The sequence below is a fragment of the Pseudacidovorax sp. genome, from assembly GCF_017991995.1.
Lineage (GTDB): Bacteria > Pseudomonadota > Gammaproteobacteria > Burkholderiales > Burkholderiaceae_C > Xenophilus.
Genome location: NZ_JAGOPN010000013.1, coordinates 103,129 through 126,755 on the forward strand (window position 1 = coordinate 103,129; position 23,627 = coordinate 126,755).

Consider the following 23,627-nt stretch of genomic DNA (forward strand, 5'->3'; position numbering starts at 1 on the left):
GCCGCCATCCTCACTCCGCGATCCGGCTGCTGCTGTACTGCGGATCGGCCTGGATTTCCGCCTCGGTGAACGGCACCTTGAGCCACTGCTTGGCGCTGTAGCGCCGGGTGTAGTCGCCGTTGTGCGGCGAGGCCGGATCGTCCGATTGCGAGAAGGTCAGGAAGGTGTGGGCCTGCACGCCCGCCGCGTCGAATTGCACCACCTGCATGTAGCTGTTGCCGTTGGGGTCCCCGTCCATGCTGTAGCCGCCTTGCTCGATGCGCTGCTCGGAACAGGCGATGGTGAAGTAGCCGACATTGCCGCAGCCGCCATAGAGCGGGATGCGCACGCCGCCGCGGGTGGCGAACAGCGTCTCTCCCCGCGGCGCATTGAGCGCGAAGCCACTGGCCTGGATCGCCAGTGTGGCGGCGCCCATCGCCTGACGCAGGCTGGCGGCGGCCGCGGGCTGCAGGTCGCGCGGCGTGTTCAGCGGGTCGGCGGCGTCGAAGGGCACGGCCCACAGCGCGGCCGCGCCGAGCTTCTCGGCCCGGCGCCAGAACTCGTCCCATACATGCGCGCCGCGGGCGTCGGCGTTGCCGGTGGAATCCCAGTTGCGCAGTTGGTCGCAGGCGGCAGCGATGTCCACCGTGCGCGCCGGGGAATAGGTCTGGCCGGTGGCGGCATCGGCGCTCACGCTGACCGTGGTGGGCGCGGTGCAGGCCAGCGTCAGGGCCTGGCTCTTGACCAGCTCCGCGCTGAGCACGCGGCTGCCCAGCACCATGCGCTGCACGATGTCGGGCGTGGCGCGGTTGCCGGCATAGCCGTCGGTACCGGCCAGGCGTGCGCGGGCCATCAGGTGGCCCATGCGGGTGCGCAGCGACTGCGCCTCCGTGCCGGTCGGGCCGATGATGGACGGATAGCCCGTGAGTGGCGCGTCCGGGTTGGCCAGCCAGTAGCTGTCGTTCATGTTGGCGACGTAGTCGTCGCGCAGCAGCCCGGGCATCTGGGTGGCCGGCAGGGCCCCGGGCTGTGCGGCAGCGGGGTCGACCGTCCAGTTGCACGCCGAGCGCGAGCCGTCCAGCACGGGCACGCGGGGCAGGGCCGCCGCCAATGCCGTGCTGAACGGCGTGGCGCAGGCCGACAACTGCGCAGGCGGCACATTGGGCATGGCGCCGATGTCGCCGTACCAGGCCTGGCTGCTGCCGCGGCCCACCGCCACGGTGTTCACCCAGGGGATGGACGATTCCTCCTTCTGGATGGCGATCAGCTCGTCCAGCGACTTCGCCGTGTTCCAGCGCATCCAGGTGCGGAACAGCCGGTAGTTGTCGGCGTTGATGTCGCGGATGGCGAAGGCGCTGGTGGCCGACCACGCCAGCGCCGGGTTGAGCGTGCCCAGGTTGACCATGGGCCCGTACTCGCTGCGGTAGAGCGTGCGGGTGACGGGGGCGCCGTCCTTCACGGCGACGGTGATGCGCTGGGCCGTCATCTTCACCTTCTGGCCATCGCGCATATAGGCCGTGGGGTCGTCAGAGGCCAGCGTCAGCTGGAAGAAGCCGAAGCGGCGCGCCGTCGAGACTGTGTGGCTCCAGGCCACCCCGTTGTTGAAGCCGATGAGGATGACCGGGATGCCCAGGAAGGAGCTGCCGCTCACGTCCAGCTCGCCCGGGATGGTCAGCTGCGCCTGGTAGAAGCGGTCGGGCCCGCGCCAGTACCAGTGGGGGTTGCCGAACAGCACCGGCCCGCCGCCGGTGGCCGCGCCTCCGAAGCCGTACATGTTGCTGCCCACCCCGGACTCGCCGCCCACTTCGAGCGCGGGCGCCGCAATGTTCTGCGGGCGCAGCACGGCGTACTGCCGGGCAGGGCTGCGTAGCGTCCGGCGGGTGGTCGTGATGGGCGCCGGCGGCTGGGCGTTGGCGATGGCCGAAAGGAAGTTGCTGTAGCCGGCGGCAAAGTTGGCCTGGTACATCCGGCGCCACAGATCGGCGGTCGTGACCGTCGTGACCCAGGCCTGGTCGCGGCAGGCTGCGTGGCGACCGGGACTGCCGCCCGACTTCAGCTCGCGCACATAGCGGTTGTAGCCGGCGGTGAAGCCTTCCACCATCTGCAGCAGTTTGGCGGGCTGGGCCGCCATCACGGCCTGGATGCGGGCGTCGTCCATCACCTGGCGGTGGAAGAAGTCGGAGTCGATGTTCTTCGGACGGCCGATGGTGCCGCTGGTGGTCACCTGCGCATCCGCGCCCAGCCAGCGCGAGCGCTCGCCGCGGTAGGTGAGGAAGGCATCCGCCATCGTGCACAGCGCATCCTGCGCCTGGGCATAGCCGTAGCCGTAGCCCACGCCACCCCAGTCGGCGGCCTTGATGTGGGGAACGCCCAGTGCGGTGCGGCGGATTTCGGCCTGGTAGGCAGCCGCAGGCGCCGGGGCCGGCGAGGGGGCAGGCGCGGGCGCGGGAACGAAATGGCTGGTGCCGCCGCTGCCGCCACAGGCGGCCAGCGAGGCGATGGCAAGCAGGGTCAAGGGCCGCAGATGGCGGCCGAGCGAAGGGGTCACGGTGGTCTCCTGTTTCTTGTTGGCGGCGTCTTGGCACGCCAGCCGGCAGCGTAGGGCGTCGCACATCCGGTGGCTTGTACATAGCCGCTACTCGGCGGGACGGCGGCGGGCCCGTGCGGTCCGGACGCCCTCCGATGGGCCGGCCTTGCGCGTGCAGGATCAGGTGGGCCAGGCGCGTGTGGCCGCGTCGTCCACCGAGAGCTGCACGCGGCGCGGGTCGGCGAGGAAGCAGGGCGCGAGCCCGAAGCAGGACTGGAAGGTCCGGCTCATGTGCGCCGAGTCCGAGAAGCCGCCGGCCAGCGCCACCTGGGTCAGCGGTGCGCCCTCGCGCATCTGCTGGATCGCGCGGCGGATCTTGGCCCACAGGGCATAGCGCGTCACCGACAGGCCGGCCTGCTCACGGAAGAGGTGCGTGAGCCGGTCGGCCGACAGGCCCGCGATCTCGGCCAATGCAGGCAGGGGACATGCCTGTGGATCGCGGCGGATGGCCGCAGCCACTCGGCAGACGCGCGGGTCGAGGTTGCGCGTGCCTCCCGGGGCTGGCGGCGCGGCGCTGCCGACGATCCGCCGTAGCGCCTCATCGCACAGCGTCTGCAGCTGGATGGCATCGAGCTGGCCGTGCACGGCCCCCTCGCATGGCTGCGCCAGAGGCGCGAGGATGTCGGGCGCCAGCACGTGAATGCGGTTGCTGCCGAGCCGTTTGGCCAACAGACGATGGTTGAGGGCGGCGGGGTCGATGTTGAGCGACAACAGGCCCCAGCGGCTTGCGTCCAGGCGGCGGGCCACCAACGGCGGCACCCAGGCGGCGCTGGCCTGTACCCGCTCGCCATGGCCGGACACCAGCGTGAAGCTCCGGCCGGGAGGTGCGATCAGCACCGTGCCGCTCGCGCGGGCGGTGAGGCCGGAGGCGATGGCGTGAGTGGCGTAGAGGAAGCGGTCTTCCCAGAGATGCAGGTGCGCGTCGGACACGGTGAAGGAGCGAAGCCCGCTCGGAGTGTGCGGTCGCGCCCCTTCCTGGTGCGTCGGCAGAAACCCCGGGGCCGGGGCCCCCGCGTGTCAGTCGCCGAAGGATGCGGCGAGCGGCACGTCGATGACGATGTCGCTGCGCGCCTCGGCCACGCAGGGCAGGATCCAGCCTTCCGCGCGCTCCTCGCGGGTCACCCCCGGCCATTCGATGGTGTGCACCACCGCGCCTTCGCGCACCTGGCACAGGCAGGTGCGGCAGGTGCCGTTGCGGCAGGAGCTCGGAAGCACCGCGCCCGCGTCCTCGGCCGCGCGCAGCAGGCTCCGGCCGGCTTGCGCGGTGAAGCGAAGGCCCGAGGGCTGGATGAGGACGCTGTAGGACATGGCAGCAAGCAGGGGAGGGGCGCAGTGTAGGGGCGGGGGCGACCCGCGCCGGGCGGCGACAATGGCGGCCCGATTTTTTAGAAGTTCTGAATGTCTCCGTACGAAGTCTGCCCCGCCGAAACCCGTGACGCCCGTGCCATCGCCGAGATTCACGCTGCCGCCGCCCGGGCCGCCTACCAGGGGCTGGTGCCCGACGACCAGCTCGACGCGCTGGTCGCGCCCGGCACCCGCGAAGCCAAGTGGCGCCAGGCCATCGAATTCGCCGAGCCGCAGGTGCTGGTGGCCGTGCAGGGCGACCAGGTGGTCGGCTTCGTCGGCTTCGACCGCTCGCGCGATCCCAAGACGCCGCCCACCACCGGCGAAATCTGGGCGCTGTACGTGCATCCCGACCATTGGGGCAAGGGCGTGGCCCTGCAGTTGTGGGATGCTGCCACCGAAGGCCTGGAGGACGAGGGCTGCACCACCGTCACCGCCTGGGTGCCGCTGCGCAACGAGCGCGCCCTCAACTTCTTCGAGCACCAGGTCGGCTTCAAGCGCGACATGAAGACCGCCAAGACCACGGCGCTGAACAGCACCGTGCGCATCGAGGAAGTGCGGCTGAAGCGCACGCTGGGTTGACGTCTGCGCTGACGCAGGACCGGCACGCCGCCCCTTAGGCTCCTGCGCGCAGCGAGCTTGCGCTGTGCCCCTGACCGAGAACTCCCCGCATGGCCTCCAGTCTCCTCCTGTTGCTCGACGACATCGCCACCGTGCTCGACGACGTGTCGGTGCTCACCAAGGTGGCGGCCAAGAAGACCGCCGGTGTGCTCGGCGACGACCTGGCGCTCAATGCTCAGCAGGTGACGGGCGTCAAGGCCAACCGCGAGTTGCCGGTGGTCTGGGGCGTGGCCAAGGGCTCGCTGCTTAACAAGGCCATCCTGGTGCCGGCGGCGCTGGCCATCGCGTCGTGGCTGCCCTGGCTGATCACGCCGCTGCTGATGGTGGGCGGCGCCTTCCTCTGCTTCGAGGGCGTCGAGAAGCTGGCCCACAAGTTCCTGCACAAGGGCGAGGATGCCCAGGCGCGCCGCGAGCATGTGCAGGCCATGGTGGAGGGCGGCGCCGATCCGGCCCAGTTGGAGAAGGACAAGATCAAGGGCGCCATCCGCACCGACTTCATCCTGTCGGCCGAGATCATCGTGATCACGCTGGGCGCAGTGGAAGGCCAGCCATTCCTCACCCAGTTGACGGTGCTGGCCGCCATCGCGGTGTTGATGACCGTGGGCGTCTACGGCCTGGTGGCCGGCATCGTCAAGCTGGACGACCTGGGCCTTTGGCTCACCCGCCGTTCCGGCGCACTGGCGCGCGCCGTGGGCCGCGGGCTGGTGGGCATGGCGCCTTGGCTGATGAAGGCGCTGTCGGTGCTGGGCACGGCCGCGATGTTTCTGGTGGGCGGCGGCATCCTGGTGCACGGCGTGCCGGCCGTGGCCCATGCGGTCGAGGGTTGGGCCCACCCGTTCGGCGGATTGCCGGGCACGCTGCTGGGGCTGGCGGCCAATGCGGCCATCGGCATCGTGGCGGGGGCGGTCGTGCTGGCGGTGGTCGAGGTCGCCAAGCGGTTCAAGCCGGGCGCATGAGTGCGCTGGCCGGCGGTGGGTGCAGGCTCGGCGCTCAGCGGCGCCGGCGCCATAGCGCCACGCCCATCAGCGCCACGCCGAGGATCACCGCGAACCAGCCGACGGTCTGGGCGCCGCCGATCATTTCGCGCCAGCCCGGCGACTTGAGCCACATGGGCGCCAGCAGCACCACCACGCCGATGAGGGCGCACATGGCACCGCGCATCAGCATCTGGTCGTCGTTCTTCTTGGCCATGGAATGGGGTCTCGGAAGGGAAAGGGGCTGCCGTGCGGACGAAAAAAAGCGCGGACGTGCCGCGCTTTCGCCATCTGGCAGGCCGATCAACCCTGGTGGGCGCGCTTGCCCGGGTTCTTCTTGCTGCGGGTGGCAGTGCCGCGTTCCAGGCTGCGCTTCTGCCCGCCGCCGCTGCGCATGACGATGGCGCCCGGCAGGGGCTTGGTGGCCTTGCGGTCGGCTTCGGTGACGATCTTGTTGCCCATGGTGAGTACTCCTTGCTGGACGAGGTGACGAAAATGCGAAACCCCGTATTGTGGCGCCTCGCGCCAGGCTTCTGGGCGCGCGACCCTGCAGGGGCTGCCGGATTGCGCTCCAATCGCGCGGCGGCGCCTGTGTCGCCACGCACTTTCCGCATGACTTTTCCTCGTCTCTCCCACCCCGCCTCGGCTGCTTCCTGCCTGGTCGCTGCGCTGTTGGCCGGCGCGATGGCCAGCATGGCGCCGCCCGCCTGGGCGCAGGCCGATGTGCGCGACTTTCCGGCCGCGGCGCTGCGGTTGCTGCAGGCCGAGCAGGCCGCCATCGACCGCGCCGTGGCCGAGCGCGACCGCGACCAGTTCGAGGTCTCCATGGGCCGCACCCTGGCCTTCACCGAGGCCTGGGATTTCAAGAGCCATGCCAACCCGGCCCTGGCGCCCTACGCCGCCTGCACCGAGGCCATTGCCGACCTGCACGTCGTGGGCCTGTGCCGCATGCTGCCCGCCGCAGAAGGCTGCCAGCCTTCGCCCGCGCCACGGCTGGCCGACAACATCAACCGCTGCCGACAACAGGCCACGCCATGAACACCACTGCTTCCCGCCCGCCCATCGAGATCGAGACCGGGCCCAAGCCCTGCGCCACCGTGCTGCTGATGCATGGCCTGGGCGCCGATGGCAACGACTTCGTCCCCATCGTGCGCGAGATGAAGGAGGCATTGGCGCCCATCGGCCCGGTGCGCTTCGTCTTCCCCAACGCGCCGGTCCAGCCCGTGACCATCAACGGCGGCTACGCCATGCCGGCGTGGTACGACATCCTGGGCCCCGGCCGGCCCGAAGACGAGGCCGGCCTGCGCCAGTCCATGGCCACCCTCGAGGGCCTGCTGGCCTGTGAGCGCGAGCGCGGGATTCCGAGCGAGCGCACGGTGATCGCCGGCTTCTCGCAGGGCTGTGCCATGGCGCTGCTCACCGGCCTGCGGCATGCGTCGCCGCTGGCCGGCATCGTGGGCCTGTCGGGCTACCTGCCGCTGGCGGACCGCACGGCGGCGGAGCGTCATGCGGCCAACCAGGCCACGCCCATCTTCCTGGCCCACGGCACGCGCGACAACGTCGTGGTGTTGCCGCGCGCCGAGCATGCGCGCGACACGCTGCTGGGCCTGGGCCATGCCGTGGAATGGCATGCCTATCCCATGGAGCACAGCGTGTGCATGGAAGAAATCGGCGACATCGCCGCCTTCCTGCAGCGTGTTTTGGCCTGAGTCAACGCTGCTGCCGCACGAGGACGAGGGGCCCTGAAAAGGGCGAGAGGACCCTCGGCGGCAGGACTCGGCGGCCGGTGTTACCGTCCGCCCCGATCCCCAGATTTGAGACGATGCACATGAACAGACTTCAACAACGTCTGGGCGGCCTGGCGCCGACCCGGCTCCAGGGCATCCGTCGCGGCATCGAGAAGGAAAGCCTGCGCGCGCAGCCGGATGGCAAGCTCGCGCTCACGCCGCATCCGGCCGCGCTGGGCAGCGCGCTCACGCATCCGCACATCACCACGGACTTCAGCGAATCGCAGCTGGAGTTGATCACCGGCGTGCATGCCGATGTCGACGCCTGCCTGGCCGAGTTGACCGAGGTGCACCAGTTCACCTACCGCGTGCTGCGCGAGGCCTGCGGCGAAGAAATGATGTGGGTCTCCAGCATGCCCTGCGGCCTGCCGTCGGACGAGACCATTCCGCTGGGCCGCTACGGCACCTCCAACGTCGGGCGCGCCAAGAGCGTCTACCGCATGGGTCTGGGCCACCGCTATGGCCGGCGCATGCAGACCATCTCGGGCATCCACTACAACTGGTCCCTGCCCGAGGTGTCGAGCGAGGACTACTTCGCGCTGATCCGCAACTTCCGCCGCCAGGCCTTCCTGCTGCTGGTGCTGTTCGGCGCCTCGCCGGCGGTGTGTGCGAGCTTCGTCGAAGGGCGACCGCATGCGCTCGATCCCATCGGCGACTACACCATGCACAAGCCCCATGCGACCTCGCTGCGCATGGGCCGCCTGGGCTACCAGAGCGAGGCGCAGGCCTCGCTGTTCGTGAGCTACAACGGGCTCGACGGCTACGGCGCCTCGCTGGCCGATGCGCTGACGCGGCCCTATGCACCCTACGAGGCCATCGGCGTGCGCAATCTGGGTGGCGAGTACAACCAGCTCGCCACCACGCTGCTGCAGATCGAAAACGAGTTCTACGGCACCATCCGGCCCAAGCGCGTCATCTTCCCGGGCGAGCGTCCGCTGCATGCCTTGCGCGAGCGCGGCGTCGAATACGTGGAGGTGCGCCTCATGGACCTCGACCCCTTCGAGCCGGTGGGCATCAGTGCACAGACCATGCGCTTCCTCGACGTCTTCCTGTTGCAGTGCCTGCTGCGCGAAAGCCCGCCCGACAGCCGCGACGAGATCGTCGAGATGAAGCACAACCAGCATCTGGTGGCCGAGTCCGGCCGCCAGCCCGGCCTGACACTGCGCCGCGGCGGTCAGGAAGTGCTGCTGGCCGACTGGGGCCGCGAGATCCTGTCCGAATGCCGGCCCATCGCCGAGGCCATGGACGCAGCCCTGGGCGGCGGCGAGGCGCATGCACGCGCCGTCGAGGCGGCCGTCCAGTCGCTCGCGCAGCCCGACACGCTGCCGTCGGCCCGTGTGCTGCAGGCCATGGCGGCCTCGCATGCGGATTCCTTCACCGGCTTTGTGATCGAGCGCTCGCGCCAGTCGCAGCTCGCGTTGCTGGACATGCCCTGGACGCCCGAGCAGCAGGCGCGTTACGAGGCCATGAGCGCCGACTCCGTCCAGACCCAGCGGCAGATCGAGGCCGCCGACACGATGCCCTTCGAGGAATACCGCCAGCAGTACACCTCGCCGGGCCGGCTGGGGCTGCGGCCGGTCAAGGGCGACGTGCTGCTCGCCATCTGAGCCCAGGGGGCGCTGGGCGTCCCAGTTCTCCCAGTCACGAATCCGTCACAACCCTGAGCGCCAATCGGGGCGGCCCGCCGCACGGTGCGCGGGCCACAACGACGGATGAAGATGAGCAAGAGCACACGACATGCAATGAGGGGTTGGGCGACCGTGGCGGGCACGAGCCTGCTGCTGGCGGCCTGCGGGGGCGGTGGCGGCAGCAGTGCCTGGGTGCCGGTCACCGGCACTTCGTCGAGCGGCGGCAGCACCGCGGGCAGCGGCAACACCGGCACGGGCGCCTCGACGCCCACCGCCACGACCGGCTTCTTCCTCGATGCCGCCGTCGAAGGCCTGGACTACCAGGCTGGCAGCGCCACCGTCGCCCAGACGGATGCGCAGGGCCGCTTCCAGTGCAAGCCGGGCGAGACCGTGCGCTTTCGCGCCGGTGCGCTCGAACTCGGCAGCGCCGCCTGCGGCAGCGTGGTCACCCCGCTCACCCTGGCTGGCCTGGCCAATGGCGCCGTCGGCGTGCAGGCCGACGCCGTGGTCAACCGGCTGCTGGCGCTGCAGTCGCTCGATGACGACGGCGATCCGTCCAACGGCATCCGCCTGACCTCCGAGCTCAAGGCCCGCCTCAAGGCCGGCGCGCTCGACTTCTCGGCCACGGCCGCCGACTTCAACACGTCGCTGCAGACGCTGCTGGCCGGCCTGCCGGCGCCCTGGGCGGCGCGCACCGTGGACGACAGCCGCCGCCTGCTGGCGCGGGAGCATTTCGAGAACACGCTCGCCGCCGCCGTGGGTACGCCCGTGGCCTTCCCGTACACGCAGAGCAATGCCCTTGGCACGCTGGGCGTGACCGTGACGCGCTACCAGCTGATGGCCGACGGCAAGTACTACGTGCCCTACGAAGGCACGCAGGCGGCCGTCCGGGCCGACTTTCCGATGGGCTTCCTGCCCGCCTATGGCTCCGGCCTGGCCTTCAAGGGCAAGGCCGACGATGGCGCGCTGGAGTTCTATGCCGTGACCGACCGCGGCCCCAACGGCGACGGCCCCACCGTGCCGGTGCCCGGCGACACCAGCGGTGCGACCAGCGTCAGCAAGGTCTTCCCGGCGCCTTCCTTCACGCCCAGCTTCGGCCTGATCCGCGTGGGCAAGGGCGGCGCCGTGCTGGCCTCGAGCACGCCGCTGCGCGTGGATGCGCAGACCAAGGTCACGGGCCTGCCGCCGAAGGCGGGCAGCGTGGGCTCCACCGGCGAGATCCCGCTGACCGACACCTATGTCTTCGATGCGACCAAGTCGGGCTTCGACGCCAACGGCCTCGACCCCGAATCGATGGTCTACGACAAGGCCCGCAACGTGCTGTGGACCAGCGACGAATACGGCCCCTTCGTGGCTCGCGTCAACATCGCCACCGGCGTGATCGAAAAGAAGTACGCGCCGGGCAACGGCTTGCCGGCCATCTTCGCCAAGCGGCGGCTGAACCGCGGCATGGAAGGCCTGACGCTGGACGTGGCCACCGGCCGTCTGCATGGCTTCCTGCAGAGCCCCATCGATCCCAAGGACGCCAATGGCAAGTCGCTCAAGGCCAAGCCGCCGGGCGGCAGCAACACCGACGTGCGCCACATCGCGAAGTTCGCGCGCTGGGTGGAATTCGATCCGGCGACGGAGACTTCGAAGTCCTATGCCTATCCCATCGATGGCTCGGCCTATGACAAGGACCGCACCGGCAACGCCAAGCTGGGCGACGTGGTCAGCCTGGGCAACGGCCGCTTCATCGTCATCGAGCAGGGCGCGCGCAAGAGCGACGGCAGGGTGATGAACAAGCTGATGCTGGTGGTGCTGCCTGCCGGCGCGACCGACATCGCCGCCATGGACGAGAACCTGGAGATCAGCAGCATCACCCAGGCTGCTTCCAACGGCGCGAACTACGCCAGTGTGGTGCCGATGCAGAAGACCGAGTTGCTGGACCTCAACGCCCTCGGCTGGCTGGCCGAGAAGGCAGAAGGCCTGGCGCTGGTGGACGACAACACGCTGGCTCTGGTCAACGACGACGACTTCGGCCTGTCGACGGTGCTGCTGGATGCCAACGGCAACAAGGTCGACGGCAGCGTCGAGGACTGCACCTTCGACGCCAGCGGCAACATCGTCAGCGGTTGCCCGACGGGCATGGTCAAGGCCCGCATCACGCGCGGCAGCGACCTGGAGCGGCCGACGCGCGTCTGGTTCATCAAGCTGGACCGCGCGCTGTCGGGGCTGCGACTGCCGAGCTGATCCTGCGGGCAGGGCCGGGGTTCACTCCCTCTCCGCTTGCGGGAGGGGGCCCACGGCGGCCCATGACGGACCGCTTGCGGCCAGGACATGCCGCAGGACCCTTGCGGTCCTCCCGGCGTTCAGCCTGCCCGGGTCGGCCACCCCTGCAGATGCCGCTCGGCCAACTGCGTGAGCGCGGCCATCCAGTCGGCGTCCTCGTTCAGACAGGGGATGTAGTGGAAGGCCTCCCCGCCCGATTCGAGGAAGGCCTCGCGGGCCTCCATGGCGATCTCTTCCAGCGTCTCCAGGCAGTCGGCCGGAAAGCCCGGGCACATCACGTCCACGCTCTTCAGGCCCTGCTTGGCCAGCTCGCGCAAGGTGGGCTCGGTGTAGGGCTGCAGCCATTCGGCGGCGCCGAAGCGCGACTGGAAGGTGGCGCGCCAGGCGTCGGCAGGCAGGCCCAGCCGTGCGGCCAGCAGCTCAGCCGTGCGAAGGCATTGCTGCTCGTAGGGGTCGCCCAGCTTGATGTTGCGCGCCGGGATGCCGTGAAAGCTCATCACCAGCATGGCACCGCGTCCGTGGGCCTGCCAGTGGCGCTCCACGCTGCGGGCCAGCGCATCGATGTAGGCCGGGTCGTCGTGGTAGTCGGCCACGAAGCGCAGCTCGGGCACGCGCCGGGCCTGGCCGCACCAGGCGTTGACGGCGTCGACCATGCTGGCCGTGGTGGTGCCCGAGTACTGGGGATAGGCCTGCAGCACCAGCACGCGATGGATGCCGGCGTCCGCCAGCTGTTGCAGCCGCGTCTCGACCGAAGGTTCGCCATAGCGCATCGCGTGGAGCACCTGGACCTGCCCATGTCCGGCCCGGGCGAGGCCTTCACCGAGCAGCCGGGACTGCGCCTCGGTGTGCACGGCCAGTGGCGAGCCCTGCGGCGTCCAGACGGTGGCGTACTTGGCCGCGGACTTGGCGGGCCGCACGCGCAGGATGATGCCGTGCAGGATCGGCAGCCAGGCGGCGCGCGGGATCTCGACCACGCGCGGATCGCCCAGGAACTGGGCCAGGTAGGGCCGCACGGCGGCGGCGGTGGGGGCGGCCGGCGAGCCCAGGTTGCACCAGAGGACGGCCGCGCCGGCGGAAGGGGACGAAGAAGGCATGCGGTATTCTGGTGCATGCCCGAGACATTCACGGCCGGCCTGGACTTGCCGCGCATCGCCGCCATCACCCTGGACCTGGACGACACCCTGTGGCCCGTGTGGCCGACCATCGAGCGCGCCGAAGGCGTTCTGCATCAATGGCTGCAGCAGCATGCGCCACGCACGGCCCAACTGGTGGCCTCGCCAGCCGAACTGCGCGCGCTGCGCATTGCCACCGAGAAGGAGCGCTCCGACCTCGCGCACGACCTGGCCGCCCTGCGGCGCGAATCGATCCGCCTGGCCCTGCGCCGCGCCGGCGAGGACCCGGCCCTGGCTGAGCCCGCCTTCGAGGTCTTCTATGCCGAGCGCCAGCGCGTGGTGCTCTACGAGGACGCGGCCCCGGCCCTCGACTGGCTGGCCGCACGCTATCCGCTGGTGGCGGTTTCCAACGGCAATGCGGACCTGGCGCTCACCGGCGTGGACCGCTGGTTCCGCGGCGGGTTGAGCGCCTACCGCTTCGGCACCGCCAAGCCGCATGCGGCCATCTTCCATGCCGCGGCCGCGTCGGTGGACGTTTCGCCGGAGCAGGTGCTGCATGTGGGCGACGATGCGGCGCTCGATGTGACCGGCGCCCTGAACGCCGGCATGCAGGCCGCCTGGCTGGTGCGCGACGAGCGTCCGTGGGCCGAAGGCGCACGGCCCCAACTGATCGTGCCCGACCTGCGCGCGCTGTGCGTGGCGCTCGGCGCCTCGGCCGACCTGCGCTGAGCCGCGGGCGGCACCCCGGGGAATCCCTCGGATTTTTCGGGAACCTTTGCGCCGGGCAGGCGCACCCACTGGCGGCCGCGCTGGGACGCGGCCGCTTTTTTTCCCTTTTCCACTCCTCTTTCGACAAAGGACCGATTCCGATGATGTTCACCCGCTCCCTGCGCCGCTCGACCCCCTCCCTCGTGCTGATGCTGCTGCTGATGCTGGCCACCGTGTCGACGGCCTGGGCCCGGGAAATGGTCAGTGCCGCGCGCGACGGGACCATGCTTCGTGCCGGCCCCGGCACGAAGCACGAGGCGCGCTGGAGCGTGGACCGCGGCTATCCGCTCGAAGTGCTGCGCCGCCAGGGCGGCTGGCTGCAGGTGCGCGACTTCGAGGGCGATCGCAGCTGGGTGGCCCGTTCGGTCACCAACCGCCAGCGGCACGTGGTGTCGACCGCCGCCCGGCTCAACATCCGCGCCAGCGCCAGCCTCAGGGCGCGCATCCTGGCCGTGGCCGAGTACGGCGAGGTGCTGCGCGTGATGGGCAGCCAGGGCGACTGGCTCAAGGTGCGCAGCAGCCACGGCCGCGTGGGCTGGGTGTCGAAGAAGCTGACCTGGGGCTACTGAAGCGCTGCGGCCGCGGCCAGCCCGCTGCGCACCGCGCCTTCGAGCGTGGCGGGGTAGGGGCCCTCGACATGGTCGCCGCAGGCCAGCAGGCCCGGCGCCACGGCCATGGTCGGCCGGACCAGGCCCGGTCGGCAGGCGAAAGTGGCGCGCTTCTCGACCACCGTGAGCACGGGGTCGAGCCCCTGCCAACCGAGTTGCGTGGCCGCCTGAATCAGGACCTGGGCGGTGAGCGCCTCCCGGCCGGCACTGCACGCGCTGCAGACGAAGGCGGCCAGGCCCGGCTGGCCGCGCAGGCGCTGCAGGTCGAAGACGAACTGGGCCGGCCGATCGGCGTCGGCATGCAGGGCGCGCAGCGGCGGCCCCTCCGCGAGCCCGTGTGCATGGCGCACATAGACCGTGCCGATGGGCACATGGTCCAGCGCACGCGCCGTGGTTGCCCAGGCGGGCGCTATGGCCTCGACCAACCGCGCGCCTTCCCAGGCGGAAGTCGCCAGCACGACCCGGTCGAACGCTTCGCCGTCTATGCACCATCCCCCGGCTTCCCGCCCGAGTTCATCCACCCGGGTGCCCAGGCGGATCGTCGCGCCTTGGGCACCCAGCCAGGCGGCGGCCGCATCGGGCAGCAGCGCGCCCAGATCGACGCGCGGCAAGAGCAGGTCGGCACCGCCACGTTCGCCGAACAGGGCATCGCGCAGCACACGCAGGAAGACGGCGCCGCTGGCTTCGTGCATGGGCGTGTTGAGCGCGGACACGCACAGCGGCTCGACCAGCAGTTGCTGCACGGCCGGCGCGAGGTCCCGGCACAGGTCGGCGACGGTGGCGGCGGGATCGCAGGCGAAGCCGGCCCGGCGCCAGCGCCTGGCGGTGCGCAGCAGCGACAGCTTGTCGCGCCAGGTCCATCCGCGCGCGATGGCGATGGCGACGGCCAGGTCCAGCGGTGGCGGCAGGCCCGCGGGCACGCGCAGCCCGCGGCCGTCGGCATGGCGCATGTCGAGCGGCTGGCGCAGCAGCACGGCCTCGGGCGCGATGTCCAGCTCGCGCATCAGGCCCAGCGTGGCGGTGTAGGCGCCGATCAGGATGTGCTGGCCGTTGTCCAGCGGCAGGCCGTCCGCGTCGACGCGGCGCGCGCGGCCGCCGAGCTGGCGAGCGCTTTCGAAGACGGTGACGCGGGCGCCGGCGCGCGTCGCGGCGACGGCGCAGGCCAGGCCGGCCCAGCCGGCGCCGATGACGGCGAGCTTCATGCGGGCCTGCGCAGCGGCACAGGCGCCCCGACGCCTGGCGCCATGCCGTGCGGTGAGCGCCGAGCGGCCTTCACAGCCGGCCCAGGGCCTGCACCTTCCACGCCAGCCACAGCTTGCGCAGCGGCGTCAGGCCGATGCGCTGGTCCAGCACCTTGAAGTCTTCCGACTCGATCTCTCGCAGCAGCGTGCGGTAGATGCTGGCCATCATCAGCCCGGGCTTCTGGCCGCGGCGGTCGGCGGCCGGCAGCAGCGCCAGCGCTTCGTCGTAGGCCGCATGCGCGCGCTGCGCCTGGAAGCGCATCAGCGCCACGAAGCGCTCGGAATGCACGCGGCCCAGCACCTCGTGCGCCTTGACGTCGAACTGCTGAAGCTCGTTGACCGGCAGGTAGATGCGGCCGCGCCGCGCGTCCTCGCCCACGTCCCGGATGATGTTGGTCAGCTGCAGTGCCAGCCCCAGCTTGTGGGCGTAGGCGGTGGTGGCGGGGTCGGTCTGGCCGAAGATGCGCGCCGCCACCTCCCCCACCACGCCGGCCACCAGGTGGCAGTAGCGCGCGAGGCCGGGGAAGTCGAGATAGCGCGTCTGCTGCAGGTCCATCTCGCAGCCTTCGATCACCTGCTGCAGCTGCACCGCCTCGATGCCGAAGGCGGCGGCATGCGGCATCAGGGCCTTCATCGCCGGATGGCGGGGCTCGCCGGCGAAGGCCTGGGCCACCTCGGTGCGCCACCAGGCCAGCTTGGTGGCGGCCACGCCGGGGTCGGTCACCTCGTCGACCACGTCGTCCACCTCGCGGCAGAAGGCATAGAAGGCGGTGATGGCCGCACGGCGCTCCGGCGGCAGGAAGAGGAAGGCGTAATAGAAGCTGCTGCCCGAGGCGGCGGCCTTGTCCTGGACGTATTGCTCGGGGGTGCTCATTGGGCGCAGGCGGCTCGGAGGGGGCGGGTCATTGGGCCGGCGATTGTCGGGGATCGCCATGACGATGCCGCCGGCTGTGCGGCGCAGCGGATCGGCCGCCTCGGCGGCCGTCGCGCGCGGCGCACCTGCCGGGGCTCAGGCCCGCATGCGCAGGGCGCGCCAGAGCAGTCGCGGCGCATCCGCCTTGCCGACCGTGGGTCGCCGGCGGAAGCTGTCGAAGTCCTGGGCCTCGATTTTGTCGAGGATGGCCAGTCCGCCCTGCACCACCAGCCGCAGCTCCCAGCCGATGCGCCCGGCCAGGCGGTGGACCAGCGGCGCGCCTTCGCGCATCAGCACGCGTGTCCAGCGCACCTCGTCGGCGACCAGCGCCAGGGCCGCGGGCGGCGGCCCGGCACCGTCCAGCGGCGCGAAGCGGGCGAAGTCGGCACGCTGCAGCCCATGCGCGGCGCAGTCCGCGAGCGGCAGGTACAGGCGGCCGCGCGGCAGGTCCACGCTCAGGTCCTGCCAGAAGTTGACGAGCTGCAGGGCGCTGCAGATGGCATCGCTCTGCCGCAGTGCCTGGGCGTCGTGCACGCCGTACAGGTGCAGCAGCAGCCGGCCCACCGGGTCCGCCGAGCGGCGGCAGTAATCCAGCAACTCGGCGCGGTCGGCATAGGCGCGGCCGTCGCGGGTGAAGGCGATGTCCTGGGCGAAGGCGTCGAGCAGGTCGGCCAGCAGCCGATGGGGCAGGGCGAAGCGGCGCACTTCATGGGCCAGCGGCCCGAAGACCTGGGGCCAGCGTGTCGAGGGGGTCGCATTCGCGAAGACGGCGTCCAGGTCCGCGTGATAGGCGCCCAGCTCGGCCAGCCGCTGCTCCGGCGTGGCATCGCCCTCGTCCGCGATGTCGTCGGCGGTGCGGGCGAAGTGGTAGATGGCGGCGATCGGCGGCCGCAGCCGCGGCGGACACAGCCACGATGCGACGGGGAAGTTCTCGTAGTGGTCGGGCGCCGCGGCCTGGGCAGGCATCGGCGGGGCGGGGGCGGGAGGCATCCGGGCATTGTGCGCGGCACCTGTGGCTTTCCTGACCGCGTGCCGACTTTGCACGCCGGGCGGATGGGGCTCGGCGCTATGCTGCGCCCCAGCCCGACTTCCCTCACGCCCCATGGCTTCCGCTCCTGCCGTTCCCGTGCCCCAGGGCGCCTCCGCTTCCGCCCAACCCGCCGGCCCGGCGCTCATGGTGGCGGCGCTCGGCGTGGTGTTCGGCGATATCGGCACCTCGCCCCTCTATGCCTTCAAGGAGACGCTGAACTCGGAGCACGGCGTGGCCTTCACCACGGGGGCCGTGCTGGGCCTTCTGTCGCTGATCTTCTGGGGCCTGATGGTGGTGGTGACGCTCAAGTACGTGGTCTTCGTGCTGCGGGCGGACCACGACGGCGAAGGCGGCATCCTGGCGCTGCAGGCCCTGGCCCGCCATGCGGCTGGCTCGCCCGACCGGCGGGGGCGCACGCATCCCGCCATGGTGACGGCCACCATCGGCCTGGGCTTGCTGGGCGCCGCCATGTTCTATGGCGACAGCCTGATCACGCCGGCCATCTCGGTGCTGTCCGCGGTGGAGGGCCTGGAAGTGCAGGCACCCGCGCTGCAGCGCTGGGTGATCCCGCTCACGCTGGTGATCCTGGTGCTGCTGTTCATGGTGCAGCGGCGCGGCACCGGGGCGGTGGGCAAGGTGTTCGGGCCGGTGATGCTGCTGTGGTTCGGCACACTCGGCGTCAGCGGGGCGATGCAGGTGATCGAGCAGCCCGCCGTGCTGGAGGCGCTGGACCCGCGCCATGCAGTGCGCTTCCTGGTCGAGCACCGGGCCCAGTCTCTGGCCGTGCTGGGTGCGGTGTTCCTGGCCTTCACCGGCGGCGAAGCGCTGTACGCCGACATGGGCCACTTCGGCGCGCGGCCGATCCGGCTCGCATGGCTGCTGATCGCGCTGCCGGCCCTGGTGCTCAACTACTTCGGCCAGGGCGCGCTGGTGCTGGCCGATCCGCAGGCGGTGGACAACCCCTTCTTCCGGCTCTTCCCGTCCTGGGCGCTGCTGCCGGTCGTGGGCCTGGCGGCCATGGCCACCGTGATCGCCTCGCAGGCCGTGATCTCCGGCGCCTTCTCGCTGACGGCGCAGGCGATGCGGCTGGGTTACCTGCCGCGCATGCGCGTCGTGCAGACCTCCGGCGAATCCATCGGGCAGGTCTACGTGCCGGTGATCAACTGGCTGCTGATGGTGGGCGTGCTGCTGCTGGTGCTGGGCTTCCGCAGCTCGAGCGCGCTGTCGGCCGCCTACGGCATCGCCGTGTCGATCACCATGGTCACCACCACGCTGCTGGCTGGGCTGGTGGCCTGGCGGCTGTGGCACTGGAACCGCGTGGCGGTGCTGCTGGGCGTGATCGTCTTCGTGGGCGTGGACCTGGCCTTCGTCGTGGCCAACACGCTCAAGGTGGCCGACGGCGGCTGGCTGACGCTGGCCGTGGCGGTGGTGGCGATGGTGCTGTTCAGCACCTGGGCCAAGGGCGTGCGGCTGACGCGCGCCGAGCTGGTGGCCGAGCTGATTCCGCTGCCGGATTTCGTCGATTCGCTGGTGCTGGAGATGCCCTTCCGCGCGCGTGGCACGGCCGTCTTCCTCACGGCCGATGCGCTGTCGGTGCCTCATGCCCTGCTGCACAACCTGCACCACAACCAGGTGTTGCACGAGCAGGTTTTCGTGATGCAGATGCTGGCCTGCGAGACGCCGCGCGTGCCGGCGCGCGAGCGCATCGAGGCGCAGAACCTGGGCCACGGCATCTGGGCCGTGAAGGTGCGCTACGGCTTCATGGAGCCGCCGAACGTCCCGGAGTTCGTGCGCATGCTGGCCTACCAGAAGGGGCTGGCGGTGGAGTCGATGGCCACCTCGTACTTCATCTCCCGCGCCTCGCTGGGCCGGCGGCGGCTGCCGGCGTTCAGCGGCATGCGGCAGGCGTTGTTCAGCTGGCTGCAGCGCAACGCGGGCCGCGCCTCGGACTATTTCCATCTGCCGGAGAACCGGCTGGTGGAAATGGGCCAGCGCCTCTAGCGCCTTTCCTTTCGCCCCGCTCGACTGAACGTCGCCCGCGCGGCCGGCCGGACGCTGCGCGTTGCGTCGGTGCGATTGACAGCCCGAAGGCCCTTCCCCGAAGATTGCTGACTCGTCGGTCATTAATTGTGGCCAGTGCCTCAACCCGTTGTTCCGCCGCCGCTCACGGCCGGCGCCAGGCCATGCCTCATACGACTACCAACCGGGCTCCGCGGAGCCTCGTGCAGGGATCACTCGCGCTCTGCGCCTTTGCGGCCCTCCTGGCGGGCTGCTCGCGCCAGCCGGCCCAGGAGGAACCCGTGCGCGCCGTCAAGCTGATGACGGTGGCCGTCACCCCCTTTGCGAGCGAGCCCGAATTCGCCGGCGAGGTGCGCGCGCAGGTCGAATCGCGCCTGGGCTTCCGGGTCGGCGGCAAGGTGCTGCGGCGGCAGGCCGAGCTGGGCCAGCGGGTGAAGGCGGGCCAGGTGCTGGCGGAGCTGGATCCGCGCGATCTGCGCCTCTCGGTCGAGGCGGCCCAGGCCCAGGCCAGCGCCGCGCGCACGCAGCGCGACCTGGCCGAGGCCGACCTGGCCCGCTACCGCGAGCTGCGGGCCAGGAACTTCATCAGCGCCGCCGAGATGGAACGGCGCGAGGCCAGCTTCAAGTCCGCCCAGGCGCAGTTCGACCAGTCGCGGGCGCAGCTGAGCGCGCAGGGCAACCAAGCCGGCTATGCCGTGCTGACGGCCGATGCGCCGGGCGTCGTGACCTCGGTCGATGCCGAGCCGGGCCAGGTGGTGGCGGCCGGCACGTCCGTGGTGCGCGTGGCGCTGGATGGTCCGCGCGATGTCGTCTTCGCCGTGCCGGAGGACCGTGCGCCGCAGGTGCGCATCGGTTCCGCCGTGGCGGTGCGCGGCTGGTCGCCCGGCACCGAGACGCTCGAAGGCCGCGTGCGCGAAGTGGCCGCCAGCGCCGACCCCGTCACCCGCACCTACACCGTGAAGGTGGCGGTCGACGCCGCGCAGGCGCCGGCGCTGGGCGCCACCGTCTATGCCAAGCCGCGCGCGCTGTCGCTGGCCGGCACGCCCGTCATCAAGCTGCCGACCAGCGCGCTGCGCCAGGAGGGGCAGGGCTCGGCGGTGTGGGTACTGGATCCGGCCAGCATGACGGTGAAGTCGCAGGCGGTGGAGATCGCCACCGCCGACGGCAACGAGGCGGTGATCGCCAAGGGCCTGGCGCCCGGCATGCAGGTGGTCACGGCCGGGGTGCATGTGCTCGCGCCGGGGCAGAAGGTGACGGTCTACCGGGACCGCTATGCGGCACAGGACCCCGGCGCCGCCAGCGCGCCTGCGGCAGCCGCGGCCCCGGCCGCTTCACCGGCCCCGGCCGCCAGCGGGGCCCGCTGATGTCCGCCGCGCTGTCCGAGAAGCCTTCAGGCTTCAACCTCTCCGCCTGGGCGCTGGACCACGCGCCGCTCACGCGCTACCTGATGGTGGTGCTGATGGTGCTGGGCTTCGCGGCCTACTTCCAGCTGGGGCAGGACGAGGACCCGCCCTTCACCTTCCGCGCCATGGTCGTGCGCACCTATTGGCCCGGCGCCACCGCGCAGCAGGTGGCCGAGCAGGTCACTGACAAGATCGAGCGCACGCTGCAGGAAGTGCCCTATGCCGACAAGATCCGCAGCTACTCCAAGCCCGGCGAGTCGCAGGTCGTCTTCGAGCTGAAGGACGCGGCCCGTCCATCGGAGGTGCCGCAGGTCTGGTACACGGTGCGCAAGAAGATCGGCGACATGCGCTACACGCTGCCCGGCAACATCCAGGGGCCGTTCTTCAACGACGACTTCGGCGACGTGTACGGCGTGATCTACGCGCTGCGGGGTCAGGGCTTCAGCCCGGCCGAACTCAAGACCGTGGCCGACGACCTGCGCCTGCGCCTGCTGCGTGTGAAGGATGTCGCCAAGGTCGAGCAGTTCGGCGTGCAGGATGAGAAGGTCTTCGTCGAGGTCTCGCAGAAGCGGCTGGCCCAGATGGGTCTGGACCTCAATGCCGTGCTGCAACAGCTCGGCGCCCAGAACGCGGTGGAGAGCGCCGGCACCATCCGATCGCCGCAGGACGTGCTGCAGGTGCGGGTCGGCGGCCAGTTCACCGACCTCGACCAATTGAGAGCCATGCCGATCCGTGGCAGCTCGGGCAACCAGCTGCGCCTCGGCGACATCGCGCGCGTGGAGCGCGGCTATGTCGATCCGCCCAGCGTCAAGGTGCACTACCAGGGCGATCCGGTGATCGGGTTGGGCATCTCGATGATGAAGGGCGGCGACATCATCGCGCTGGGCAAGGCGCTGCAAGAGACGGTCGCCCAGGTCAACACCCAGCTGCCCGCCGGCATGCGGCTCGACCAGGTGCAGGACCAGCCCGCCACCGTGGCCACCTCGGTCAACGAGTTCGTCAAGGTGCTGATCGAGGCGGTGGTCATCGTGCTGGGCGTGAGCTTCATCGCGCTGGGACTGCACAAGGGCGGACGCTTCGGCTGGCACATCGACTGGCGGCCCGGCCTGGTGGTGGGCATCACCATTCCGCTGGTGCTGTCGGTCACCTTCCTGGCGATGGACTACTTCGGCATCGGGCTGCACAAGATCTCGCTGGGCTCGCTGATCATCGCCCTGGGCCTTCTGGTGGACGACGCCATCATCGCGGTGGAGATGATGGTGCGGAAGATGGAGGAGGGCTACGACAAGCGCCGCGCCGCCACCTTCGCCTACGACGTGACGGCCATGCCGATGCTCACCGGCACGCTGATCACGGCGGCGGGCTTCCTGCCCATCGGCATTGCCAAGTCGACGACGGGCGAATACACCTTCGCGATCTTCGCGGTGACGGTCATCGCGCTGCTGCTGTCGTGGATCGTGTCGGTGTACTTCGTCCCCTACCTCGGCACGCTGCTGCTCAAGGTCAAACCGCACGACCCCGACGCGCCTCCGCACGAGCTCTTCGACACGCCTTTCTACAACCGCTTCCGCAGTGCGGTGGGCTGGTGCGTCAACCACCGCTGGATCACCATCGGCGCCACGCTGGCCGTGCTGGCGCTTGGCATTCTGGGCATGACGCGGGTGCAGCAGCAGTTCTTTCCCGACTCGAACCGGCCGGAGATCATGGTCGACGCCTGGTTTCCCGAAGGCACCGCCTTCGAGGCCAACGAGGCCGTGGTCAAGCGGCTGGAGCGGCGCCTGATGGAGCAGGAAGGCGTGCAGAGCGTGGCCACCTGGATCGGCTCGGGCGCGCCGCGCTTCTACCTGCCGCTGGACCAGACCTTTCCGCAGAGCAACGTCTCCCAGTTCATCGTGCTGACCAAGGACCTGAAGGCCCGCGACGCCGTGCGCCGCCAGCTGCCGACCCTGCTGGCGCAGGAGTTTCCGGAAGTACGTGGCCGCGTGAAGCTGCTGGCGAGCGGGCCGCCCGTGCCCTATCCGGTGCAGTTCCGCGTGGTGGGCGACGATCCAGCCACGCTGCGGCGCTTGGCCGACGAGGTCAAGGCCGAGGTCCGCACCAACCCGTCCATGGTGGGCGTCAACGACAACTGGAACGAGTCCATCAAGTCCATCCGCATGGACGTGGACCAGGCCAAGGCGCGCGCCCTGGGCGTGACCAGCCAGTCCATCGCCCAGGCCTCGCGCGGGATCTACACCGGCAACCCGATCGGCCAGTACCGCGAGCAGGACAAGCTGATCGACATCGTGCTGCGCCAAGCCCGTGAGGAGCGCGATGCCATCTCCGACCTGACGGATGCGTACGTGACGACTGCCGCTGGCCGTTCGATCCCGCTGCTGCAGATCGCCCAGCCGCATTTCGCGTGGGAGCCGGGCGTGATCTGGCGCTGGAACCGCGCCTATGCCGTCACCGTGCAGGGCGACGTGGTGGACGGCATGCAGGGCGCGACTGTCACCCAGCAGCTGCTGCCCGCGCTGCGCGCGCTGGAGGCGAAGTGGCAGGCCCGCGGCGAGCCGCCGGTGCGTATCGAGGTGGCCGGTGCGGTGGAGGAGAGCAGCAAGGGGTCGGCCTCGATCATGGCGGGCATTCCCATCATGCTGTTCGCCGTATTCACGCTGCTGATGCTGCAGCTTCACAGCTTCAGCCGGGCGCTGCTGGTGTTCCTGACGGGTCCGATGGGCATCGCGGGCGTGGCCGCGGCGCTGCTGCTGCTGGACCGGCCTTTCGGCTTCGTCGCCATGCTGGGCGTCATCGCACTGATGGGGATGATCCAGCGCAACTCGGTGATCCTGATCGACCAGATCGAGCTGGACCGCGCGGCCGGCGTGCCGACGCGCCGCGCCATCGTCGAGTCGGCGGTACGGCGGCTGCGACCGATCGTGCTGACGGCGGCGGCAGCCGTGCTGGCGATGATCCCGCTGTCGCGCAGTGTGTTCTGGGGGCCGATGGCGGTCGCCATCATGGGTGGGCTGATCGTGGCGACGGCGCTGACGCTGCTGGCGTTGCCGGCCATGTATGCGGCCTGGTTCCGCATCGGCCACGACGACGCCGTGGCGCCGTCGGAACCGGACACACCGGCCGCTCCTGCGGCTGCCCATTAGGGACTTGAGCAAGGCCGAAAGCGCATTCGAACCCGATTAGAATGCGCGATTGACCAATTTCAGGCAGGCGGTGCGTGGCGGGTGATCCCCACTGCCGTCGGTGGCACCTAATCCGGTGCTCCATGCCTCTAGTTTGTTGTCAGGGCGGCCCTGCCTTCGCGGCGAGGTCGCCCTGTTCATCATCCACCATCGGCTGAAAAGT

General features: G+C 70.5%; 20 protein-coding genes. 11 read left to right on the forward strand and 9 right to left on the reverse strand.

All coding sequences use genetic code 11. The features are described 5' to 3' along the window. Nucleotides 1-10: 10 nt before the first annotated feature. The 3 genes from KBC94_RS18010 to KBC94_RS18020 all read right to left on the reverse strand — a co-directional run bounded on the left by KBC94_RS18010 (nt 11) and on the right by KBC94_RS18020 (nt 3,874). Nucleotides 11-2,527: a penicillin acylase family protein gene (locus tag KBC94_RS18010; RefSeq protein WP_294373098.1), complete on the reverse strand. Its 2,517-nt coding sequence runs from the start codon at nt 2,525-2,527 to the stop codon at nt 11-13. A gap of 159 nt (nt 2,528-2,686) precedes the next feature. After that, nucleotides 2,687-3,496: an AraC family transcriptional regulator gene (locus tag KBC94_RS18015; RefSeq protein ID WP_294373099.1), complete on the reverse strand. Its 810-nt coding sequence runs from the start codon at nt 3,494-3,496 to the stop codon at nt 2,687-2,689. Between the two features lie 87 nt (nt 3,497-3,583). Continuing rightward, nucleotides 3,584-3,874 carry a 2Fe-2S iron-sulfur cluster-binding protein gene (locus tag KBC94_RS18020; protein WP_294373101.1) on the reverse strand — a complete coding sequence of 97 codons (291 nt, stop codon included), beginning with the start codon at nt 3,872-3,874 and terminating at the stop codon, nt 3,584-3,586. Nucleotides 3,875-3,964: 90 nt separating this feature from the next. Here KBC94_RS18020 and KBC94_RS18025 point away from each other — a divergent pair, with 90 nt between their 5' ends. Together KBC94_RS18025 and KBC94_RS18030 are read left to right on the forward strand one after the other, a co-directional pair. Then, complete coding sequence (locus KBC94_RS18025) at nt 3,965-4,492, forward strand: GNAT family N-acetyltransferase (RefSeq protein ID WP_294373103.1); 528 nt, start codon at nt 3,965-3,967, stop codon at nt 4,490-4,492. Between the two features lie 89 nt (nt 4,493-4,581). Beyond that, nucleotides 4,582-5,487, forward strand: a complete 906-nt coding sequence (locus KBC94_RS18030; protein ID WP_294373105.1) for a DUF808 domain-containing protein — start codon at nt 4,582-4,584, stop codon at nt 5,485-5,487. Nucleotides 5,488-5,521: 34 nt separating this feature from the next. On the opposite strand, the gene KBC94_RS18035 is transcribed toward KBC94_RS18030, so the two are convergent. Further along, nucleotides 5,522-5,722 (reverse strand): hypothetical protein, encoded by a 201-nt coding sequence (locus tag KBC94_RS18035; protein ID WP_294373107.1) that lies wholly within the window; start codon nt 5,720-5,722, stop codon nt 5,522-5,524. A gap of 86 nt (nt 5,723-5,808) precedes the next feature. After that, the gene (locus KBC94_RS18040; RefSeq protein WP_017759941.1) at nt 5,809-5,967 is read right to left on the reverse strand and encodes a hypothetical protein; all 159 of its coding nucleotides are present in this window, start codon (nt 5,965-5,967) and stop codon (nt 5,809-5,811) included. 150 nt (nt 5,968-6,117) lie between these two features. Between KBC94_RS18040 and KBC94_RS18045 the strand changes: the two genes are divergently transcribed. The 4 genes from KBC94_RS18045 (at nt 6,118) to KBC94_RS18060 (ending at nt 11,152) form a co-directional block, all read left to right on the forward strand. Next, nucleotides 6,118-6,543 (forward strand): hypothetical protein, encoded by a 426-nt coding sequence (locus tag KBC94_RS18045; RefSeq protein ID WP_294373110.1) that lies wholly within the window; start codon nt 6,118-6,120, stop codon nt 6,541-6,543. After that, nucleotides 6,540-7,214 carry a carboxylesterase gene (locus KBC94_RS18050; protein ID WP_294373111.1) on the forward strand — a complete coding sequence of 225 codons (675 nt, stop codon included), beginning with the start codon at nt 6,540-6,542 and terminating at the stop codon, nt 7,212-7,214. The genes KBC94_RS18045 and KBC94_RS18050 overlap by 4 nt, the downstream gene beginning before the upstream one ends. A 119-nt stretch (nt 7,215-7,333) precedes the next feature. After that, nucleotides 7,334-8,899: a glutamate--cysteine ligase gene (gene gshA / locus KBC94_RS18055; protein WP_294373113.1), complete on the forward strand. Its 1,566-nt coding sequence runs from the start codon at nt 7,334-7,336 to the stop codon at nt 8,897-8,899. A 135-nt stretch (nt 8,900-9,034) separates the two neighbouring features. Then, entirely contained in the window at nt 9,035-11,152 is a 2,118-nt protein-coding gene (locus KBC94_RS18060; RefSeq protein ID WP_294373115.1) for an esterase-like activity of phytase family protein, read from the forward strand. A 119-nt stretch (nt 11,153-11,271) separates the two neighbouring features. On the opposite strand, the gene hemH is transcribed toward KBC94_RS18060, so the two are convergent. After that, complete coding sequence (gene hemH, locus KBC94_RS18065) at nt 11,272-12,285, reverse strand: ferrochelatase (protein ID WP_294373117.1); 1,014 nt, start codon at nt 12,283-12,285, stop codon at nt 11,272-11,274. Nucleotides 12,286-12,300: 15 nt separating this feature from the next. On the opposite strand from hemH, the gene KBC94_RS18070 reads away from it, so the two are divergent. Then, nucleotides 12,301-13,032, forward strand: a complete 732-nt coding sequence (locus KBC94_RS18070) for an HAD-IA family hydrolase (protein WP_294373119.1) — start codon at nt 12,301-12,303, stop codon at nt 13,030-13,032. A 143-nt stretch (nt 13,033-13,175) separates the two neighbouring features. Next, nucleotides 13,176-13,640, forward strand: a complete 465-nt coding sequence (locus KBC94_RS18075; RefSeq protein WP_294373121.1) for an SH3 domain-containing protein — start codon at nt 13,176-13,178, stop codon at nt 13,638-13,640. Here KBC94_RS18075 and hpnE read toward each other — a convergent pair. The 3 genes from hpnE to hpnC form a co-directional block, all read right to left on the reverse strand. Continuing rightward, on the reverse strand, nt 13,634-14,881 hold the full coding sequence (gene hpnE / locus KBC94_RS18080; protein ID WP_294373122.1) for a hydroxysqualene dehydroxylase HpnE: 1,248 nt from the start codon (nt 14,879-14,881) through the stop codon (nt 13,634-13,636). The two genes, KBC94_RS18075 and hpnE, sit on opposite strands and share 7 nt — an antisense overlap. A gap of 70 nt (nt 14,882-14,951) precedes the next feature. Further along, entirely contained in the window at nt 14,952-15,794 is an 843-nt protein-coding gene (hpnD, locus tag KBC94_RS18085; protein ID WP_294373124.1) for a presqualene diphosphate synthase HpnD, read from the reverse strand. Between the two features lie 135 nt (nt 15,795-15,929). Next, nucleotides 15,930-16,799 (reverse strand): squalene synthase HpnC, encoded by an 870-nt coding sequence (gene hpnC, locus KBC94_RS18090; RefSeq protein WP_294373126.1) that lies wholly within the window; start codon nt 16,797-16,799, stop codon nt 15,930-15,932. Between the two features lie 208 nt (nt 16,800-17,007). On the opposite strand from hpnC, the gene KBC94_RS18095 reads away from it, so the two are divergent. The 3 genes from KBC94_RS18095 to KBC94_RS18105 all read left to right on the forward strand — a co-directional run bounded on the left by KBC94_RS18095 (nt 17,008) and on the right by KBC94_RS18105 (nt 23,425). Then, nucleotides 17,008-18,864, forward strand: a complete 1,857-nt coding sequence (locus tag KBC94_RS18095) for a potassium transporter Kup (RefSeq protein ID WP_114802919.1) — start codon at nt 17,008-17,010, stop codon at nt 18,862-18,864. Between the two features lie 182 nt (nt 18,865-19,046). Then, nucleotides 19,047-20,246: an efflux RND transporter periplasmic adaptor subunit gene (locus KBC94_RS18100; protein WP_294373128.1), complete on the forward strand. Its 1,200-nt coding sequence runs from the start codon at nt 19,047-19,049 to the stop codon at nt 20,244-20,246. After that, nucleotides 20,246-23,425, forward strand: coding sequence for an efflux RND transporter permease subunit (locus KBC94_RS18105; RefSeq protein WP_294373129.1), 3,180 nt, complete (start codon nt 20,246-20,248; stop codon nt 23,423-23,425). The genes KBC94_RS18100 and KBC94_RS18105 overlap by 1 nt, the downstream gene beginning before the upstream one ends. Nucleotides 23,426-23,627: the final 202 nt, after the last annotated feature.

What these genes read in the sequence shown, in the direction of transcription:
- KBC94_RS18020 (WP_294373101.1), bottom strand. Translation starts at nt 3,874, where the DNA reads ATGTCCTACAGCGTCCTCATCCAGCCCTCGGGCCTTCGCTTCACCGCG.
- KBC94_RS18025 (WP_294373103.1), top strand. Translation starts at nt 3,965, where the DNA reads ATGTCTCCGTACGAAGTCTGCCCCGCCGAAACCCGTGACGCCCGTGCC.
- KBC94_RS18030 (WP_294373105.1), top strand. Translation starts at nt 4,582, where the DNA reads ATGGCCTCCAGTCTCCTCCTGTTGCTCGACGACATCGCCACCGTGCTC.
- KBC94_RS18035 (WP_294373107.1), bottom strand. Translation starts at nt 5,722, where the DNA reads ATGGCCAAGAAGAACGACGACCAGATGCTGATGCGCGGTGCCATGTGC.
- KBC94_RS18040 (WP_017759941.1), bottom strand. Translation starts at nt 5,967, where the DNA reads ATGGGCAACAAGATCGTCACCGAAGCCGACCGCAAGGCCACCAAGCCC.
- KBC94_RS18045 (WP_294373110.1), top strand. Translation starts at nt 6,118, where the DNA reads ATGACTTTTCCTCGTCTCTCCCACCCCGCCTCGGCTGCTTCCTGCCTG.
- KBC94_RS18050 (WP_294373111.1), top strand. Translation starts at nt 6,540, where the DNA reads ATGAACACCACTGCTTCCCGCCCGCCCATCGAGATCGAGACCGGGCCC.
- gshA (WP_294373113.1), top strand. Translation starts at nt 7,334, where the DNA reads ATGAACAGACTTCAACAACGTCTGGGCGGCCTGGCGCCGACCCGGCTC.
- KBC94_RS18060 (WP_294373115.1), top strand. Translation starts at nt 9,035, where the DNA reads ATGAGGGGTTGGGCGACCGTGGCGGGCACGAGCCTGCTGCTGGCGGCC.
- hemH (WP_294373117.1), bottom strand. Translation starts at nt 12,285, where the DNA reads ATGCCTTCTTCGTCCCCTTCCGCCGGCGCGGCCGTCCTCTGGTGCAAC.
- KBC94_RS18070 (WP_294373119.1), top strand. Translation starts at nt 12,301, where the DNA reads ATGCCCGAGACATTCACGGCCGGCCTGGACTTGCCGCGCATCGCCGCC.
- KBC94_RS18075 (WP_294373121.1), top strand. Translation starts at nt 13,176, where the DNA reads ATGTTCACCCGCTCCCTGCGCCGCTCGACCCCCTCCCTCGTGCTGATG.
- hpnE (WP_294373122.1), bottom strand. Translation starts at nt 14,881, where the DNA reads ATGAAGCTCGCCGTCATCGGCGCCGGCTGGGCCGGCCTGGCCTGCGCC.
- hpnD (WP_294373124.1), bottom strand. Translation starts at nt 15,794, where the DNA reads ATGAGCACCCCCGAGCAATACGTCCAGGACAAGGCCGCCGCCTCGGGC.
- hpnC (WP_294373126.1), bottom strand. Translation starts at nt 16,799, where the DNA reads ATGCCTGCCCAGGCCGCGGCGCCCGACCACTACGAGAACTTCCCCGTC.
- KBC94_RS18095 (WP_114802919.1), top strand. Translation starts at nt 17,008, where the DNA reads ATGGTGGCGGCGCTCGGCGTGGTGTTCGGCGATATCGGCACCTCGCCC.
- KBC94_RS18100 (WP_294373128.1), top strand. Translation starts at nt 19,047, where the DNA reads ATGCCTCATACGACTACCAACCGGGCTCCGCGGAGCCTCGTGCAGGGA.
- KBC94_RS18105 (WP_294373129.1), top strand. Translation starts at nt 20,246, where the DNA reads ATGTCCGCCGCGCTGTCCGAGAAGCCTTCAGGCTTCAACCTCTCCGCC.